The 15,876-nt window shown below is 63.3% G+C and carries 14 protein-coding genes; 6 read left to right on the top strand and 8 right to left on the bottom strand.

Features of this window, described 5'->3' with window-relative positions:
* The first annotated feature begins 3 nt into the window (after positions 1 to 3).
* From MAIT1_RS17130 to MAIT1_RS17145, 4 genes are read left to right on the top strand one after another with little or no spacing between them, the layout of a single operon-like run.
* A complete protein-coding gene (locus MAIT1_RS17130; RefSeq protein ID WP_085444763.1) occupies positions 4 to 729 on the top strand; it encodes a glycosyltransferase family 2 protein in 726 nt (241 codons plus the stop codon).
* A gap of 27 nt (positions 730 to 756) precedes the next feature.
* Positions 757 to 1,344, top strand: coding sequence for a PI-PLC domain-containing protein (locus tag MAIT1_RS17135; protein WP_085444764.1), 588 nt, complete (start codon positions 757 to 759; stop codon positions 1,342 to 1,344).
* Positions 1,335 to 3,443 (top strand): hypothetical protein, encoded by a 2,109-nt coding sequence (locus tag MAIT1_RS17140; RefSeq protein ID WP_085444765.1) that lies wholly within the window; start codon positions 1,335 to 1,337, stop codon positions 3,441 to 3,443. Before MAIT1_RS17135 ends, MAIT1_RS17140 begins: the two co-directional genes overlap by 10 nt.
* Positions 3,444 to 4,187: an HAD family hydrolase gene (locus MAIT1_RS17145; RefSeq protein ID WP_085444766.1), complete on the top strand. Its 744-nt coding sequence runs from the start codon at positions 3,444 to 3,446 to the stop codon at positions 4,185 to 4,187.
* A gap of 614 nt (positions 4,188 to 4,801) precedes the next feature.
* Here MAIT1_RS17145 and MAIT1_RS17150 read toward each other — a convergent pair.
* From MAIT1_RS17150 to MAIT1_RS17160, 3 genes are all read right to left on the bottom strand, one after another.
* Complete coding sequence (locus MAIT1_RS17150) at positions 4,802 to 5,647, bottom strand: AAC(3) family N-acetyltransferase (protein ID WP_085444767.1); 846 nt, start codon at positions 5,645 to 5,647, stop codon at positions 4,802 to 4,804.
* A gap of 140 nt (positions 5,648 to 5,787) precedes the next feature.
* Entirely contained in the window at positions 5,788 to 6,093 is a 306-nt protein-coding gene (locus MAIT1_RS17155; protein WP_085444768.1) for a DUF4242 domain-containing protein, read from the bottom strand.
* Between the two features lie 131 nt (positions 6,094 to 6,224).
* The gene (locus MAIT1_RS17160; RefSeq protein WP_143814902.1) at positions 6,225 to 6,542 is read right to left on the bottom strand and encodes a hypothetical protein; all 318 of its coding nucleotides are present in this window, start codon (positions 6,540 to 6,542) and stop codon (positions 6,225 to 6,227) included.
* 175 nt (positions 6,543 to 6,717) lie between these two features.
* On the opposite strand from MAIT1_RS17160, the gene MAIT1_RS17165 reads away from it, so the two are divergent.
* The gene (locus tag MAIT1_RS17165) at positions 6,718 to 8,469 is read left to right on the top strand and encodes a chloride channel protein (RefSeq protein WP_085444770.1); all 1,752 of its coding nucleotides are present in this window, start codon (positions 6,718 to 6,720) and stop codon (positions 8,467 to 8,469) included.
* Entirely contained in the window at positions 8,466 to 10,541 is a 2,076-nt protein-coding gene (locus tag MAIT1_RS17170) for an ATP-dependent helicase (RefSeq protein ID WP_085444771.1), read from the top strand. Before MAIT1_RS17165 ends, MAIT1_RS17170 begins: the two co-directional genes overlap by 4 nt.
* Positions 10,542 to 10,640: 99 nt before the next feature.
* Here MAIT1_RS17170 and MAIT1_RS17175 read toward each other — a convergent pair whose 3' ends face one another.
* The 5 genes from MAIT1_RS17175 to MAIT1_RS17195 all read right to left on the bottom strand — a co-directional run bounded on the left by MAIT1_RS17175 (position 10,641) and on the right by MAIT1_RS17195 (position 15,876).
* Positions 10,641 to 11,105 carry a bacteriohemerythrin gene (locus MAIT1_RS17175; protein ID WP_158089582.1) on the bottom strand — a complete coding sequence of 155 codons (465 nt, stop codon included), beginning with the start codon at positions 11,103 to 11,105 and terminating at the stop codon, positions 10,641 to 10,643.
* A gap of 175 nt (positions 11,106 to 11,280) precedes the next feature.
* Entirely contained in the window at positions 11,281 to 13,113 is a 1,833-nt protein-coding gene (locus tag MAIT1_RS17180; protein ID WP_085444773.1) for a bifunctional anthranilate synthase component I family protein/class IV aminotransferase, read from the bottom strand.
* A gap of 32 nt (positions 13,114 to 13,145) precedes the next feature.
* Positions 13,146 to 14,201 carry a pseudaminic acid synthase gene (gene pseI / locus MAIT1_RS17185; protein WP_085444774.1) on the bottom strand — a complete coding sequence of 352 codons (1,056 nt, stop codon included), beginning with the start codon at positions 14,199 to 14,201 and terminating at the stop codon, positions 13,146 to 13,148.
* A gap of 8 nt (positions 14,202 to 14,209) precedes the next feature.
* Positions 14,210 to 15,181 carry an ATP-grasp domain-containing protein gene (locus MAIT1_RS17190; RefSeq protein WP_085444775.1) on the bottom strand — a complete coding sequence of 324 codons (972 nt, stop codon included), beginning with the start codon at positions 15,179 to 15,181 and terminating at the stop codon, positions 14,210 to 14,212.
* On the bottom strand, positions 15,178 to 15,876 hold the full coding sequence (locus MAIT1_RS17195; protein WP_085444776.1) for a metallophosphoesterase family protein: 699 nt from the start codon (positions 15,874 to 15,876) through the stop codon (positions 15,178 to 15,180). The genes MAIT1_RS17190 and MAIT1_RS17195 overlap by 4 nt, the downstream gene beginning before the upstream one ends.

The raw sequence follows: 15,876 nt of genomic DNA on the forward strand, positions 1-15,876 counted from the left end.
GCCATGCCGACCGAGCCGACGCTGACGGTGGTGATTCCCTGCTACAACGAGGCCGCCAATCTACCGCTGCTCATGGCCCGCTGCGCCGAGGTGTGCGCCGGGCGTGAGGAGATCGAATTCCTGCTGGTGGACAACGGCTCCACCGACGACTCCCCGGCGGTGCTGGCGGCGGGCGTGGCCGAGCATCGTGGCCTGCGCAGCGTGCGGGTGGAGGTGAATCAGGGCTACGGCTACGGCATTCTTTACGGCTTGCAGCAGGCGCAGGGGCGCTTTATGGGCTGGACTCACGCCGATATGCAGACCGATCCCATGGATGTGCTGGTGGGGCTGGCGGCGTTTGAGAACAGCGCCGATCCCGAGCGGTTGTTTGTCAAAGGGCGCCGTTTTGGCCGTCCCCCGGCGGATGTGCTGTTCACCATGGGCATGAGTTTTTTTGAGTCATTGTTGCTGGGCAAACGGTTGTGGGATATCAACGCACAACCTACACTGTTTCCCAAAGCGTTTTTCGCCACGTGGGAAGATCCGCCCCACGACTTCTCCCTGGATCTGTACGCCTACCATCAGGCGCGGGTCGGCGGGCTTGCGGTGGAGCGGTTTCCGGTGTTCTTTGGCGAGCGCGCCCACGGCGTTTCCCACTGGAACGTCGATTGGCGCGGCAAGAAGAAGTTCATTTTGCGCACTTTGGAATTCAGCTTTCGTCTGCGGCGCGCCTTACGCCATAAGCGTTAGGTCTTCAATGGTGAAGAGAGAACCATCGTGATTCTGTTTCAACATCGGGTCAACCACATCGAAAAGCTGCGCGTCACCCCCCAGGAGTATGGGGTGGAGGTGGATATCCGCACCTGGGGCGATCAGCTCATCATCCACCACGACGCCGGGCGCAAAGGCCCCGCCTTTGAGTCGTGGATCGACCAGTATCGCCACGCTGGACTCATCCTCAATGTGAAGGAGGAGGGGCTGGAGGAGCGGCTGATCGAGATCATGGATGAGCGTGAGATCGACAACTACTTCTTCCTCGACCAGAGCTTTCCGTTTTTGATCAAGACGGTGTGTAGCGGCGAGAGCCGCTGTGCGGTGCGCGTCTCCGAGTATGAGAGCATCGAAACTGCGCTGGTGCTGGGCGGCAAGGTCGACTGGGTGTGGGTGGACTGCTTTACCCGTTTTCCGCTGGAGCATGAGGACGCCATGCAGTTGAAGGACGCCGGGTTCAAACTCTGCCTGGTGTCGCCGGAGCTGCAGGGGCGCATCGAAACCCGCGAGATCGATGACATGCGCGCCCTGCTGGGCGAGCGCGGCATCACCGTGGACGCGGTGTGCACCAAGAACCCCGAACGATGGAAATAGCGCCGCCCGCGCTGTGGCGGCATCCGGCTTTTCTCGGCGGACTGGCGGCGCGCGTTCTGCTCATTGCGCTGGCGCGTCCGTGGGCGCAGGTGGCGTGGTTTCTGCCCTTTCTACAGGGCTGGTTGGGCCACCCGACGTTGGATCCCTGGAGCGCCCATCTGAGCGCCGGGGGCGATGCGCTCTCCTTCCCCTACGGTCCGGTGATGTTCGCCGCCTACCTGCCAGGAGTGGCCATGGGCGCCGGACTCGACGCTCTGTTTGGCGTCGAAGGGCTGTTCACCCATATCGGCTTCGCCTGCGTCACCCTGCTGTTTGATTACGGCGTTCTGCGTCTGTTGCAGATTCGCTTCGCCGACTTCGAACAGCGCATCATCTGGCTCTACTGGCTCTCGCCCATCACCCTCTACGTGGGCTACTGGTACGGCCAGACCGACATCGTGCCGGTGTTCCTGCTCACCGCCTGCCTGATCACCCTCAATCGCCTGCGCCTGGGCCGCTCCGGCGGCTGGCTTGGACTGGCCGCCGCCGCCAAACTCAGCATGCTGGCCGCCGCCCCCTTCATCGCTATCTATCTGTGGAAGAACAAGCGGCTGCGCCCCATCGCCCACAGTTTCATCCGCTACTTCGTCTACGCCTTCGGGCTGCTGCAACTGCCGTGGCTGTTCACCGAAGGGACCCAGGTGATGATGCTGGCCAATCGTGAGATGGCCAAGCTCTATCAGATGCGGCTGTCCATGGGCGAGGGGATCTATCTCTATTGGGCGCCGCTGGCCTATCTGGCCATTCTGTATGCGGTATGGCGTTTAGGGCGATTCAATTTCGACCTGCTGGCGGCGGCCATCGGCGGCGGCTTCATGGTGTTGCTGGTGCTCACCCCCGCTTCAGTCGGCTGGTACTACTGGACGCTGCCGTTTCTGGTGATTCACCAATTGCGCGCCGGGCTCACCGGCATGATTCTGGTGGGCGGCTTCTCGCTGCTGTTTCTGCTGCTGGCTCCGGCGACCAGTCCCGGGGCCAATCTGGCGCTGTTGGGATGGGATCTGAGCCACACCGACGTCACCCTGCGCGCGGCGTTGCCGGAGCGCTGGCTCTCGCTGTTGCAGACCGGCCTGACCGCCTCGGCGCTGCTGCTCTGTTGGCAGATGTACCGCGTGGGCATCACCGGCAACGACTACTTCCGCCTCAGCCGCCAACCGCTGCTGCTGGGCATCGCCGGGGATTCGGGCAGTGGCAAGGATAGTCTGGCCCACGCCATCGGCGGGCTGTTCGGCGAGGCTTCGGTGGTCAATGTCTCCGGCGACGACTACCACTTGTGGGATCGCTACGCCCCCATGTGGAAGGCGCTGACCCACCTCAATCCCCGCGCCAACAATCTGATGGCGTTCTGCGGCGATGTACTCAAGCTGCTTGATGGTCAGCCCATCCGTTGCCGCCACTACGACCACGCCAGCGGGCGATTCACCGCGCCGCAACCGGTGGCGGATAATGATGTGATCATCGCCAGCGGGCTTCATGCGCTGTATACCCCGGCGCTGCGCCAGCGTTGCGATGTGCGCATATTTCTCGATATGGATGCGGATTTGCGCAGATATTTCAAAATTCGCCGGGATGTGACCCAGCGCGGCAAGGGGTTGGAGGAGACGCTGGCGGATATCGCCCGGCGCGAGCCCGATGCGGCGCAATACGTGCGGCCGCAGATGGCCCATGCGCAATTGGTGTTCACCCTGCAGGCGGCGCGGCCGGAAGATGTGCGCCTGCCGGAACAGAGCGCGCCGCAGGGGAGCGGGCGACGCAAAAAGCTGCCGCTGAAGCTGCGCGCGCTGCTGCGCGACACTCTCTATCATGAGGACTTGGCGCGAATCTTGATCGCCATTTGCGGGCTTTACATCGATGTGGCGGTGGTGGAGGATGGCGCGGCGGTGGAGATGCGCGTGGAGGGCGACGTGGAGTCCGAGGACTTGGCGTTGGCGGCCAAAATGCTCGCCCCGCATATGGAGGAGATGCTCTCCCTGTGGCCCAACTGGCAGGCGGGGATGGCGGGGGTGATGCAACTGATTGTGCTGTTGCACGCTGCTCAAGCGCTGGCGGAGAGACGGTAAATGGCTCTGAATATTCGCAATCCCGAGGCGTTTGCGCGCAAACCGGCGGCGGTGATCTTCGACACCGACAACACTCTGTACGACTACGCCCCGGCCCATGCGGCGGCTTCCGCGGCGGCGCGGGAGAAGGCGCAGGCGCTGTTGGGGGTGGATGGCGACGCCTTCGACGACGCCTATCGCGCCGCGCGCAAGGAGGTGAAGGCGCGCTTGGGCCATGTGGCGGCGTCACATAGCCGCCTGCTCTATTTTCAGCGCATGATCGAGCGGCTCGGGCTGAAGACCCAACTGCTGCACACCCTGGATCTCAACCAGACCTACTGGCGCACGTTCCTTGGGGCCAGCACGTTGTTCCCGGATGCGCGCGCCCTGTTGGAGGATCTGCGCGCGTTGAGCATCCACACCGCCATCGTCACCGATCTGACCGCCGAGATTCAATTCCGCAAAATCGTCTATTTTGACCTGGCCGACCACTTCGACTATGTGGTGACGTCGGAAGAGGCGGGCGCCGACAAGCCCGACCTGGCGCCGTTCCAACTGGCGCTGGAGAAGCTGGGGCTGCAGGCGGGCGAGGTGTGGATGGTGGGGGATAACGCCGTCAATGATATCCAGGGCGCCCGCGCGCTGGGCATCCCCTGTTGGCAGAAGCTCCACACAGGGGTGAGCGAAGGGCAGGGTGAGCAGGCTGCGGACGGGACCTTCACCCACTTCGGCGAGATGCGAAAATTTATCTCAGTAAAGTTCTAGAAATAACATAAATATACAGTATACGAATATTTGTGTTATTGCTCCTATAGCCGCTTGAATCCAGAATGTCACAAATCCAAAGCGCTCAATGTTTGTGTGACACTGGTTGGTCTTGCGCTGACTATGGGACAAATTTCCAACGGAAATTTGGCGGGATTGATTCGGGCCATCCATAGCCCTCACCCTGCGGGCTCGCTGCGCGAGTCCGATTTGGCAATCCTGCCAAATCGTCATAGGGTCTGTGACCCTTAAGCGGGCGTGGGCAGCGCCCACTGTTTGGATTTTGATCTTGGGAGCTCGAGGGCGCAGCCCTCGATATCTTTCAGCGCCCATATGTGCACTTTTGAATGCTAGCGACTATAGTACGCCTCCCTGATCTTAAGCGTGCAAATCCAAACCTGCACAGAACGGCCAATGTTTGCGTGATACAGCGTGAGCTTGCGCTGACTCTGGGCCGCCGGCTGGTCGGCGGCGGGGTCTGCGTTCCGCGACCCCAGCGGCCAATGGCGTGCAATCCTGGGCAGCGCCTACGGTGTGGTTTTGCGGAGCTCGAGGGCTCCGCCCTCGAAACCATTCATCACCCAAATCACCAATTTTGCCTTCGACTGAGAATCTTACTCAGTCGCCTCCGGCGTCGGCTTGGCCATGCAGTAGCTGGGGTCGGCGCGCCACTCCGCTTCGAAGATATCCACCGACTCCGCCACCGGCGCCATGCGCGATTCATAAAAACGGAACGGCGCGCGAATCAATGCGCCCGCCTTCTCCAGCGAGGGGCCGTAGGGGCCGAAATCCTCATAGGCGGGGAAGGGCATGTCGGCGGGCGGCTGCTGGCCGTGGGTCTGCACATACTCTTCGGCGGTGTTCATGCGCACCAACTGCGTCACCACCCGCCCCGAGCCTGCGGGGTCGGGGAAGGGTTTGATAAAGCGGTTGGGGACTTTGAGGCGCTGCTGGGCGTAGTGGATGAAGGTGCAGCGGAACAGGCAGTCCTTGAACGCGCCGCCCAGCAACAGAACAAAGGTGCGTGGATTTGTGCGCGAATGCCGCACCAGATTGCCGAAGATGGAGTGTTCTCCGAAGCAGTCGTCATCCACCTGGAACAGCGTATCGATCAACGCGGCGTTGTGCGCCGTGCGCAGCGCCGTCACCGAGAAGTTGGGGTTGTCGGTACGCACAAAGTCCGCGCCGCGCCAGGCGTGGTCGGCGTAGACCCCCATGTCGGGGCAGGGTGTGATGGCCGGATCCCAGGTCTCGCCGCTGCACCAGGTGTAGGAGAAGGTGGGGATCAGTAGCAGTCCCTGAGGAATCGCCAGGCGAAAGGCGTCGGTGATGTCATCCAGCCCATTTTCCAATTTGCCCAATCCCCAAACCCCGGAAAACAGGAAAATGGTGTCGCTGGGTTGAATACCCAGATCGTCAGTGAGGTGGGCGGCAAGGGTCTGGGCGTTGGTTTTTTTCATGGATCGAAGCCGGATTCTGGAGTCTGTCAGGGCTCTCCACTATGGTCGGCGACAGGTTGAATTGCAATGTATTGCCGGGCTTGGCGGATGGTTGAAGGGGGCCGCCGACAACCCTCGGCGACCCGCTTGATTTGAGGCGGTTAGGCGGTTTGCGGTTGGAAGAAGGTGTCGCCTGGGGTGGCGGTCTGCACTTCGCTGATGCTATCGAAGGGCAATCCCACCCGCTCATGGGCGCGGCGCACGGCCTCGGCGTCAGGCGCCATGGTGAAGCAGAAGGCGCGGTCATCGGCGTAGGCCAAATGGGTTTTGAGCACGATGACGCCCTCGATTTCGCAGGCTTGCAGGTATTTCTCAAAGAAGCCTTTGAACTGCTCCGGGGTCAGCCCCACGGGGAAGGTCCCCTGTTTGGCGTCGTGGGTGTCGATGAAGAACTTCATGGTCTGCATGGCCAATCTCCCAAGGTTGAAATCAACGATGGGAACAGCCTAGCGCAGTGATGGCGGCGGCCTCTGTGACGCAAATCACAGAACGCTGGTAAAATAACCGTATTAGGGGCATGCGCTCCGATTGGCGAAAATTACGCCGCAATATTCAGCGCGCCGCCGTTTTCACTATAGGTTTTGGCCGCCTCCAAATCCGGACGCCCCACCAGATCCCAGCGGTTCACCGTCTCCAGATCACGCTGGAACACCTCCTCCATGAAGATGTGGTCCATCTGCATCTTCATATCGGTCTCGGAGATGATGGGCATCGCTTGGGCCGCCGCAGCGCGGGCGGCGCGGGAGAGGGTCAGCGCATCTTGCTGGATGGCGATCTCTTCCACGCCGCCGGAACGCGGGGTCGACTCCGCCGTTTGCTGCGCGGAGGCGGTATTGGCGAGAGGTTGAATCTGCATGATGTGGCTCCCTTTGTTATGATTCACGCAGTCCGCCGCCGGTGCGGGAGGAAACCCCGCGGGCAAAACCCGCATGCGCAGGCCAAAACCCATTGAGGGCGGTCGCCAGGGGGATTATGCTTCCCCACTTATATCCCCTTATCGGCGGTCAGCCGAGAAGCCTTAAGCGAAAGACATGCGCGCATCCATTCATCGCCTCGGCGTCAACGAACACATCATTTTGTCTGCCATCGCCATCGCCATCGGCATTCTGGTGGGGTATGGCGCCATCCTGTTCCGCACCCTGATTGAACTGTTCCAGTTCTTCTTTCTAGGCAGCGGTTCGGAAAACGTGGTGGATATCGTCAAAGGACTGGAATGGTGGCATGTTCTGCTGGCGCCGGTGGCCGGCGGGGCCATCGTCGGGCCCATGGTGCACTTCCTTTTCCCCGGCTCTCGCGGCCACGGGGTGCCGGAGGTGATGAGCTCGGTGGCGCTGCACGGCGGCAAAATGAAGATGCGCGACGGGATTGGCAAAATGCTCGCCTGTTCGCTCTCCATCGGTTCGGGCGGTTCGGTGGGCCGGGAAGGGCCCGTGGTGCACGTGGGCGCCACCATCTCCTCCTGGCTCGGCTCCAAGCTGCAGATGTCCACCAAACACATGCGCACCATGGTGGGATGTGGCGCGGCGGCGGGCATTGCGGCGTCGTTTAACGCCCCCATCGCCGGGGTGATGTTCGCCCTGGAGGTGATTTTGGCCGACTACGGCCTGGCCACCTTCTCTCCCATCGTGCTCTCCTCGGTGATCGCCACGGTGATCGCGCGCCTGCACCTGGGCGACTTCCCCGCGTTTATCGTGCCGCACTACACGCTGGTGTCGGCGTGGGAGATCCCCGCCTATATCGGCCTGGGGCTGGTGTGCGGCATCACCGGCATCCTGTTCATGCACACGCTGTTCAAGTCGGAGGATCTGTGGGCCAAAATTCCGGTTCCGCGCTGGATGAAACCGGCCATGGGCGGGTTTCTGCTGGGCGCCATGGCGCTGGTGTTCCCGCAGGTGATGGGGGTCGGCTACGACACCATGAACAACGCCCTGCTGGAGCAGATGGCCGGTTGGATTATGGCGCTGTTGGTGATCATCAAGATCATCGCCACCTCCATCACGCTGGGCTCCGGCTTCTCCGGCGGGGTGTTCACCCCCAGCCTGTTCCTCGGCGCCATGGTGGGCGGAGCATTCGGCACCTACGCCCATGCGCTGTTCCCGGCGCTCTCGGCCAGCCCGGGGGCCTACACCCTGGTGGGCATGGGGGCCATGGCCGCCGCCGTGCTGGGCGCGCCCATCTCGGCGATTCTGATTCTGTTCGAGCTGACCAACGACTACCGCATCATGCTGGCGCTGATGGTGGCCTCCATGGTGGCCACGCTGCTGATCAATCAGGTCTATCGCGACTCGGTCTACACCAAGGCGTTGCGGCGACACAACATCGACCTGTGGTCGGGGCGGGAATCGGGGCTGCTGCGGCACATCAAGGTGGGCTCCATCATGCGGCGCAGTTATGAGCAGATTCCCGACTCCCTCTCCATTCGCAAACTCAAGGCGAAGATCCATCAGTCGCAGGAGGAGAACTTTCTGGTCACCAACGATGACGGCTCCTTGAAGGGCATCGTGTCGTTCCAGGATATCCGCGGCGTGGCCTTCGAAGAGGGGGTGGAGGATCTGGTGCTGGTGCGCGACATCGCCACCCGCGAGCTGATTACCGTCACCCCCGACGACAACCTCTACGACGCCTTCCGCCTGATGGGCTCGGGCAATATCGAGCAGCTGCCGGTGGTGGCCGCCAACGGCTCCGGCGAGGTGCTGGGGGTGGTGACCAATAACGACGTGATCAAAGCCTACAATCGCGCCCTGCTGGATCGTGAAGTGGAAGAGGAGGCGCGTTCCCGATGAGTAACTCCCATCTGCCCCTGGATCACGTCGGCGATTCGCCGATTCTATCCAATCTCAACCCGCCGCAACTGCAGGCGGTGACCCACGGCGCCGGGCCGGTGATGGTGTTGGCGGGGGCAGGCTCCGGCAAGACCCGCGTGCTGACCCGTCGTTTGGCCTATCTGATCCTCTCCGGCGCGGCCTCGCCGGAGACCATCCTGGCGGTCACCTTCACCAACAAGGCGGCGCGCGAGATGCGCGAACGGGTGTTGGAGCTGCTGGGGCTGGACGCGCCGTCGGGCGTGGCGCACCGCTTCTGGATTGGCACCTTCCACGGCATGGGCGCGCGCATGCTGCGCCAGCAGGGCAAGTATCTGGGCTACGACCCCGACTTCACCATTCTCGACACCGCTGACCAGGAGCGGCTGGCCAAGCGCATCTGCGACGAGTCCAGCTTCGATCACAAGTACTGGACCCCCAAGCGCCTGATCAACCACATCTCGCGCTGGAAGGATGACGGCATCACCCCGGACAGGCTGGACGAAGTCAACGAACGGGAGTTCCTCAATCCCGGTGACAAAACCCGCGTGCACTCTTTCTATCAGAGCTACCAGGAGAGTCTGATGCGGGCCAACGCCATGGACTTCGGCGACCTGCTGCTCAACTGTCTGGAGCTGTGGCGGCGTCACCCCGATCTGCTGGCCCACTGGCAACATCGTTTTGGCCATCTGCTGGTGGACGAGTATCAGGACACCAACGCGGTGCAGTACCGCTGGGCGGCGCAACTGGCCGACCTGCACAAGAACCTCTGCGTGGTGGGCGATGACGACCAGTCCATCTACAGCTGGCGCGGCGCGCGGCTGGATAACATCCTGCACTTCAAGGATGATTTCCCCGATGTGACGGTGATTCGCTTAGAGCAGAACTATCGCTCCACCGGCAATATCCTGCGCGCGGCCAGCGAGTTGATCAAACACAACCAGGGGCGCATGGAGAAGAGCCTCTGGACCGAGGATGATGATGGTCGCAAGATCGACCTGTTCACCGCCGAAAGCAGCGAAGATGAGGCGCGCTTTGTGGCCAGCGAGATCGGCGCGCTGTGCCCGTTGGGCGACTTCAGTCGCGCGGCGGTGCTGGTGCGCGCTTCGCGTCAGACCCGCGCCATCGAAGAGGGGTTGATGCGTCAGGGCATCCCCTATCAGGTGGTGGGCGGACTGCGCTTTATGGATCGCGCCGAAATCCGCGATGCGCTGGCCTATCTGCGTCTGGTGCACTCGGCTCGCGATGACGTCGCCTTCGAGCGTGTGGTCAATGTGCCCAAGCGCGGGGTGGGGCAGGTGGCCATGGCCAAAATCCGCGCCGTGGCCATGCAGGAGAGCGTGCCGCTGCTGGAGGCGACCCGGCGTCTGGTGGCGGCTGGCGGCATCAGCGGCAAGGCCAAAACCGCGCTCAAGGATTTCGTCATGCTCATCGACGAGGCGCGGCAGATCTGCCAGTTGGAGAGCCCGGCCATGGCGTTGGCCCACCTGCTGGACCGCAGCGGCTACGTGGCCTCTCTGGATGGCCATGAGAAGCGCGATGAGAAGATGGACAACCTGGCCGAACTGCGCGGGGTGCTGGTGCGCTCGGAGAGTTTAACCATGTTTTTGGAGGAGACCGCCCTGGTCACCGACATGCATGAGTCTGGCGAGCCCAGCCCCAACCGGGTGGTGATCTCCACTCTGCACGCGGCCAAGGGGCTGGAGTTCCCCTATGTGTTCCTGGTGGGGATGGAGGAGGAGACGCTGCCCCACTCCCTGGCGGTGAACGAGGGCGCCGAAGGGCTGGAGGAGGAGCGCCGTCTGGCCTACGTGGGCATCACCCGCGCCCGCGAGCGGCTCTATCTGACCCACGCGCGCAAACGCTGGATGTACAGCGAGCCCACATTCCCCATGCCGTCGCGCTTTCTGCGTGAGCTGCCCGCCGAGGTGCTGGAGGATCGCGGGCCCAAATTCTCGGTCAAGTTCGGCGCCTCGGGGAGCATCGGCCTGCCCTCCGGCGGATCGCGTCCGTTTGGCGGCGGCGGCGGGAGCCCGCGTTTTCGTTTGCGCTAATGCGCAAACACAGAGACCTTACGAGTTGATCTCTTTGATCGATGCAGACGTTGATCCCATTCAGGGTTTCGATTGTCGCGCAGTTTACGCCCCAAGGCTCTACGCGCCGCTGGCGGATTTGAGGTAAGCGACGTACTTCTGATCTTCAAAATTGGTGTGTTGCAGGAACCATTGGGTCAAAAACGCCGCCACTTTGATGCATGTGCTGCACTCCGTGACCACCTCCAGGCCCGCTTCCAACTTGGCTTCCGCCAGCATCCGCTCCCACTCGCTCTGGGCCATCTCTTTGCGCTGTTCCAGGTTCTTCTGAAACTCCAGTATGCGCTCGTGGTATTGGCGGTGCAGCGTTTTATGCGCCTCCAAGCCCGGGTAGCCCGCCTGCGCCATCACCGCCTCTTCGCGTTTGAAATGCTCGACCCAGCCATCTGACAGCAGACGCATGGACTCAAGGACGCGTTCCTGATCCTTGGGCGCGGCTTTGATGCTCTGGAACAGCTCCCAAAGCTCGCGGTGGTCGTCATCAATCTGTTCATTGCCGGTCAGGCGAATCGGATATTTAGACACTCGGGCGGCCTCAATTGTCTCTGACGCCGACCCCTGAAGGGCGGGCGTGAACGTGATAAATGATAAGTTTCGAATATAGCAGGCTTAACACGGTTTATGTAAGAGGCTTTTTTGCAGGATTTGCGGCGCAGGGTAAAAGGGAGGGAGCGGACGATGGCGGTTGTTGCCCAATCCGCTATTTTGAACAACTTTCGTTCAAAATAGCGGATTGACTCTGCTGTAGGGCGTTGCCCACCTGAATCGTCTGCGCACAGCGCAGTTCATCACAGGTGATGGAGCGCGTTCGCGCGTTGAGGCGATCAATGGCTTGGCGGCGCCACAGACTGTCGAGTAGACCATCGGAGAGCGGCGGAACCCACCAATGCCCATCCAATTTCACTGCAATGGCCCGGATAGCGGTTTCCGTGGCGTAGCCTGCGTGATTGCAGATTAAGGCATCGTCAAAGCCCGCTGCGCGGGCGTCGACCAACGCCTGGTTGAACAGCGCTCGGCGAGTGCTTTTGTGACGCAACAGCGGGTCATCCCCGTCGACGCGATAAGGACAAACCATCAGGCGTAGCGGCTCTGTGGGCGGCGAGGGGAGATCCCGCGTGGTCAGGCGCATCTCTCCGGCCTGAGTCAGTAAAAGCCGCAATACGCAGGGGTCGCTTGTTTCACGGGCGGCTTGTTCCAATTTGCTCCGCGCCGATTCGCCATCACACGGTATGCCCAGCGCGCGCGCCGAACTCTCCAGCCGCGCCAGATGATCCTCCAGCCAGGGAATGGCGCCATCGGCCTTCACGCGCATGGTCTCGATCAAGCCAAAGGGCTCGTCCGTTCCGCCCACCGGGTCATTGGCCAAAAATGCGCCCTTGGTTTCAATTTCGCGCCACTCGGCGTCGGCGTTGGAGTCGGCTACTATGCCGCCGCCCAATCCCACCATGGGCGGATCATCGCCAATCTGCTGCACGGTGCGAATGGCGACGTTGAACACGCAATCGCCGCCGGGCTGGATCACGCCGATGGCGCCGGTATAGACGCCGCGCGCCCGCTGCTCGCGATGGCGGATGATCTCCATGGCGCGCTGTTTGGGCGCGCCGGTGATGCTGGCGGCGGGGAATAGCGCGGCGAACAGGTCGACCAATCCCATGCCGGATCGCACGCTTCCGCGCACCGCCGTCTCCAGATGATGCACAGTGGCGTAACTGCGCGGGGCCATCAGGCGCGGCGCATGGATGGAGCCGGTGACGCACACGCGGCCCAGGTCGTTGCGCGCCATATCCACGATCATCACATGCTCGGCCTGCTCTTTGGGCGAGGCGCGCAACTCGGCGCACAGAGCGGCGTCGCGCGCCACATCGACATGGCGTGGGCGGGTGCCTTTGATGGGCGCAGTGGTGACGGCGTCGCCCGCGCGGCGCAGGAACAGCTCCGGCGAAAAGCTGGCGATGCGCTCATACGGCGTGGCCAGCCAGGCCGCGAAGGGGAGGCGATGCAGCGCCTGGCGGGTCAGGAACAGATGCGCCAAGTCCGGCGCATTGTCCACCCGAGCGGCGATGGTGTGATTGATTTGGTAACAGTCACCGGCGTCAATCCACGCCAGAATGGCGGCGATATCGGCGGCGTAGCGTTGCGGGGAGATGTCAGCGACGGCGCAAGGGGCCGGATCAAGAGGCGTCGCGGGTGGAAAGTGCGCTGCGCGCGGCGGCTGGGAGTAGGCGGCGAACCACGCCAGTGGAGCGGCGCGGCGCGATTCGACCGTGGGCAGACCGAACGCTCCGGCGGCGTCATAATCCACCTTGCCCACCACCCACTGCCCGGCATGGGCGCAGGCTTCGGCCCACAGGAACAGCGGGGCGATCTCCTCTGCGCGCCAGGCGACCCGTTGCGTGGTGGGGTCGGCGAACCACAGCGGCGCGCCAAACTCGGCAAAGTCGATCAGCGCGACGCCAGGCGCGCGCAGTCGCGCCGGATCCAGCGCGATAGGGGGCTGGAGCCGCGTCTTAGAAGCGTGGCGGGTGGCGGGCATACGGTGCGCAATCCCCCATCAGAGCAGAGCCGTCACTCCGCAAACATCTCCAACGCCAGCGGCTCGCCCCGTTTCAGGTCGCGTTTGGCCAATTTACCCAACGCGGTGTCCAGATGTTTGGGCGGCAAACCGTAGCCGGGGCGAATGGCGCGAATGTTCTGCGGCGTGAGCGGCTCGCCAGCGGCCACATCGGCCACCACGTAGAGGCTGCGACGATAGGCCAGATTGCCCTTTTCGGCGCTCTTGGTTCCCCGCTGCGGCGTTCCCAGCGCCGCATGGGCGGTGCGCGCGTCGCTCACCAATTGACGCAGCTCCTCAGGCTCCAGGGAGAAGGCGCTGTCCACGCCGCCTTCGGCGCGGCTCAGGCAGACGTGCTTCTCAATCACCCGCGCCCCCAGCGCCACCGAGGCGACCGCCGCCGCATTGCCCAGGGTGTGGTCCGAGAGTCCCACCACCGTCTCATAGCGCGCAGCCAGGTCAGGGATGGTGGTCAAGTGCATCGACTCCGGCGGGGCCGGGTAGGCGGAGACGCAGTGCAGCAGGATGATTTGCTCACAACCGGCGGCGCGGGCGGCGTCCAGCGCCTCCTGAATCTCTTCTGGGGAGGCCATGCCGGTGGAGATGATCATCGGCTTGCCGGTGGCGGCGCAGCAGCGGATCAAGGGCAGGTCCAGCACCTCAAACGAGGCGATTTTGTAGGCCGGGGCATCCAGCTGCTCAAGAAACTCCACCGCCGTGGGGTCGAACGGCGAGGAGAATAGCGCCACGCCGAGCCGTTTGGCCTCGTTAAACAAAGTGGCGTGCCACGCCCAGGGGGTGTGCGCCTCCTCATATAGGTCATACAGGGTGCGGCCATCCCACAGCCCGCCCTCCTGCACGAAGCCGGGGCCATCGAAATCGATGGTCATGGTGTCGGCGGTGTAGGTCTGCAGTTTGACCGCATCGGCCCCCGCTTCGGCGCAGGCGCGCAGCAGGGTAAGGGCGCGTTCCAGCGAGCCGTTGTGATTGCCGGAGAGTTCGGCGATGACGTAGGGCGGATGGTCGGCGCCGATGGCGCGTCCGGCAATGGAGATGGCGGGGGCGGACATGGCGCTCCTCAGGGGTTGGTCGTGGCGGCGGAAAGGGGTGGCGCGGTCACCTCGCGCGATAGGCGGAACACCCGTGCCCCGGGCTGCGGCGTGTAGACGGGCGGCGGCGTCTGATTGAGGGCGTAGTCGATCATCCACGCCACATCGGCAAAGCCCAAACGGTGGCGCATCATGGCGGTGCTGGAGAAGCGCGGATTGATCTCGAACGCCAACGGTTGGCCGTCTGCGATGCGCAACTGCACGTTGACGGCGTTGCGGTCGGGCAGGGCGGCGAGGATCTTGTCCAGATAGGCGTTGATGGCCGGATCATCGACCACTTCGGCGCGTCCGGTCAGTCCGCCTTGGAGCCAGCGCTTGAGGGTGATGCGGCGGGTGTGCTCGCCGACCTTGAGCAGGGCGCAGGTGAACTCGCCATCGCTATCCGGGATCCACGCCTGCGCCACACTGGGAACGCGCTGGGTCTGTTGGATCGCCAGCAGCGCCTCGGTGGTCTCAATCAGCGCCAGGTCGCGCGAACCATAGCCGAAGCGCGGTTTGACGAATAGCGGCAGATGCTGAGGATTGGCCAACTCCAGCAGATGGGTGGCCGGGGCGGGGATATCATGGCTCTGCAGCCATTGAGCGGTGGCGAATTTGTCGCAGCCCATGGTGATGGTCTGCGGCGCATTCATCAGCAGCGGCAGGCCAGACTCCTGCGCGGCTGGTTCGGCCAGGCGCGCCAACTCCGGCTCCGGCACGGGGATGATCAGATCAAACCCATGTTGGGCCTGCAGCGTTTGCAGCGCAGGCAGAAACGCGGCGTCGCGCGCCAACGGCAAAGGGTGCATCTGCGCAAACAGACCCAGGCCAGGCCAGGGGCCGGAGGCGTCGGCGCCGTGCAGGGCGCACTCGGGCCAGCGCTCGGCGATGATGCGGCCAATGGCGTCGCTGATGTCGCCATTGGCGCCGGTAACCAGAATGGAGCGGGGGGAGCGGCTCATGATGTGCGGATTAAAACCTCGCGCAAGTAGGGGACGTCCGGGTCGCGGGCGGCGCAGGCGTCCAGCAGCGGTTGTGGGTCATATGGTTCACGACGCAGCGTAACGCTGTGGTCGGCGGCGTCATACAGCGCCCAGCAGGCGCCCGGCTGACGGTCGCGGGGCTGACCCACCGAGCCCGGATTGACGATCCAGCGCTGGCCGACGCGCCAGAGGACCGGGTAGTGGGTGTGGCCGAACAGGGTCAGGTCCGCCTCGCTATCCCACAACGCCGCGCGCTTCTGCTCGTCGGCGTCCGGGTAGATGTAGCGATCCCGCGCATCGGGAGCGCCATGGCAGATCAGAATACGCTTTCCGTCCACCGCATGCCAGAGCGGGTGCGGCAGGGCGCGCAACCGATCCAGGGTTGCGGCGGGCAGATCACGCAGCGCCAAATTCAGCGCCGAGCCGTATTTGCGTCGGATCGGTTCGGCCTCGGCGCCGTCTCTGAGCGCCTGCAGCATCCCTTCATGGTTGCCCTGCACGCCAAACCAGGTCCACTGATCCAGCTGCTCGAGCACATCGGCGGTATCGTAGTAATACCCGCACAGATCCCCCGCCGCCAGAACCTGTTTGGCCCCGGCGTCGCGCGCCGCCTGCAGAACCGCGCGCAGCGCCGGGCCGTTGCCGTGGATGTCCGCCAGCAGGGCGATGCGCAT

It is taken from the genome of Magnetofaba australis IT-1 (assembly GCF_002109495.1).
GTDB classification, from domain to species: domain Bacteria; phylum Pseudomonadota; class Magnetococcia; order Magnetococcales; family Magnetococcaceae; genus Magnetofaba; species Magnetofaba australis.

Excerpts from the sequence above, each read along its gene's own strand:
- MAIT1_RS17130 (WP_085444763.1), top strand. The coding sequence starts at position 4 with ATGCCGACCGAGCCGACGCTGACGGTGGTGATTCCCTGCTACAACGAG.
- MAIT1_RS17140 (WP_085444765.1), top strand. The coding sequence starts at position 1,335 with ATGGAAATAGCGCCGCCCGCGCTGTGGCGGCATCCGGCTTTTCTCGGC.
- MAIT1_RS17145 (WP_085444766.1), top strand. The coding sequence starts at position 3,444 with ATGGCTCTGAATATTCGCAATCCCGAGGCGTTTGCGCGCAAACCGGCG.
- MAIT1_RS17150 (WP_085444767.1), bottom strand. The coding sequence starts at position 5,647 with ATGAAAAAAACCAACGCCCAGACCCTTGCCGCCCACCTCACTGACGAT.
- MAIT1_RS17155 (WP_085444768.1), bottom strand. The coding sequence starts at position 6,093 with ATGCAGACCATGAAGTTCTTCATCGACACCCACGACGCCAAACAGGGG.
- MAIT1_RS17160 (WP_143814902.1), bottom strand. The coding sequence starts at position 6,542 with ATGCAGATTCAACCTCTCGCCAATACCGCCTCCGCGCAGCAAACGGCG.
- MAIT1_RS17165 (WP_085444770.1), top strand. The coding sequence starts at position 6,718 with ATGCGCGCATCCATTCATCGCCTCGGCGTCAACGAACACATCATTTTG.
- MAIT1_RS17170 (WP_085444771.1), top strand. The coding sequence starts at position 8,466 with ATGAGTAACTCCCATCTGCCCCTGGATCACGTCGGCGATTCGCCGATT.
- MAIT1_RS17180 (WP_085444773.1), bottom strand. The coding sequence starts at position 13,113 with ATGCCCGCCACCCGCCACGCTTCTAAGACGCGGCTCCAGCCCCCTATC.
- pseI (WP_085444774.1), bottom strand. The coding sequence starts at position 14,201 with ATGTCCGCCCCCGCCATCTCCATTGCCGGACGCGCCATCGGCGCCGAC.
- MAIT1_RS17190 (WP_085444775.1), bottom strand. The coding sequence starts at position 15,181 with ATGAGCCGCTCCCCCCGCTCCATTCTGGTTACCGGCGCCAATGGCGAC.
- MAIT1_RS17195 (WP_085444776.1), bottom strand. The coding sequence starts at position 15,876 with ATGCGCATCGCCCTGCTGGCGGACATCCACGGCAACGGCCCGGCGCTG.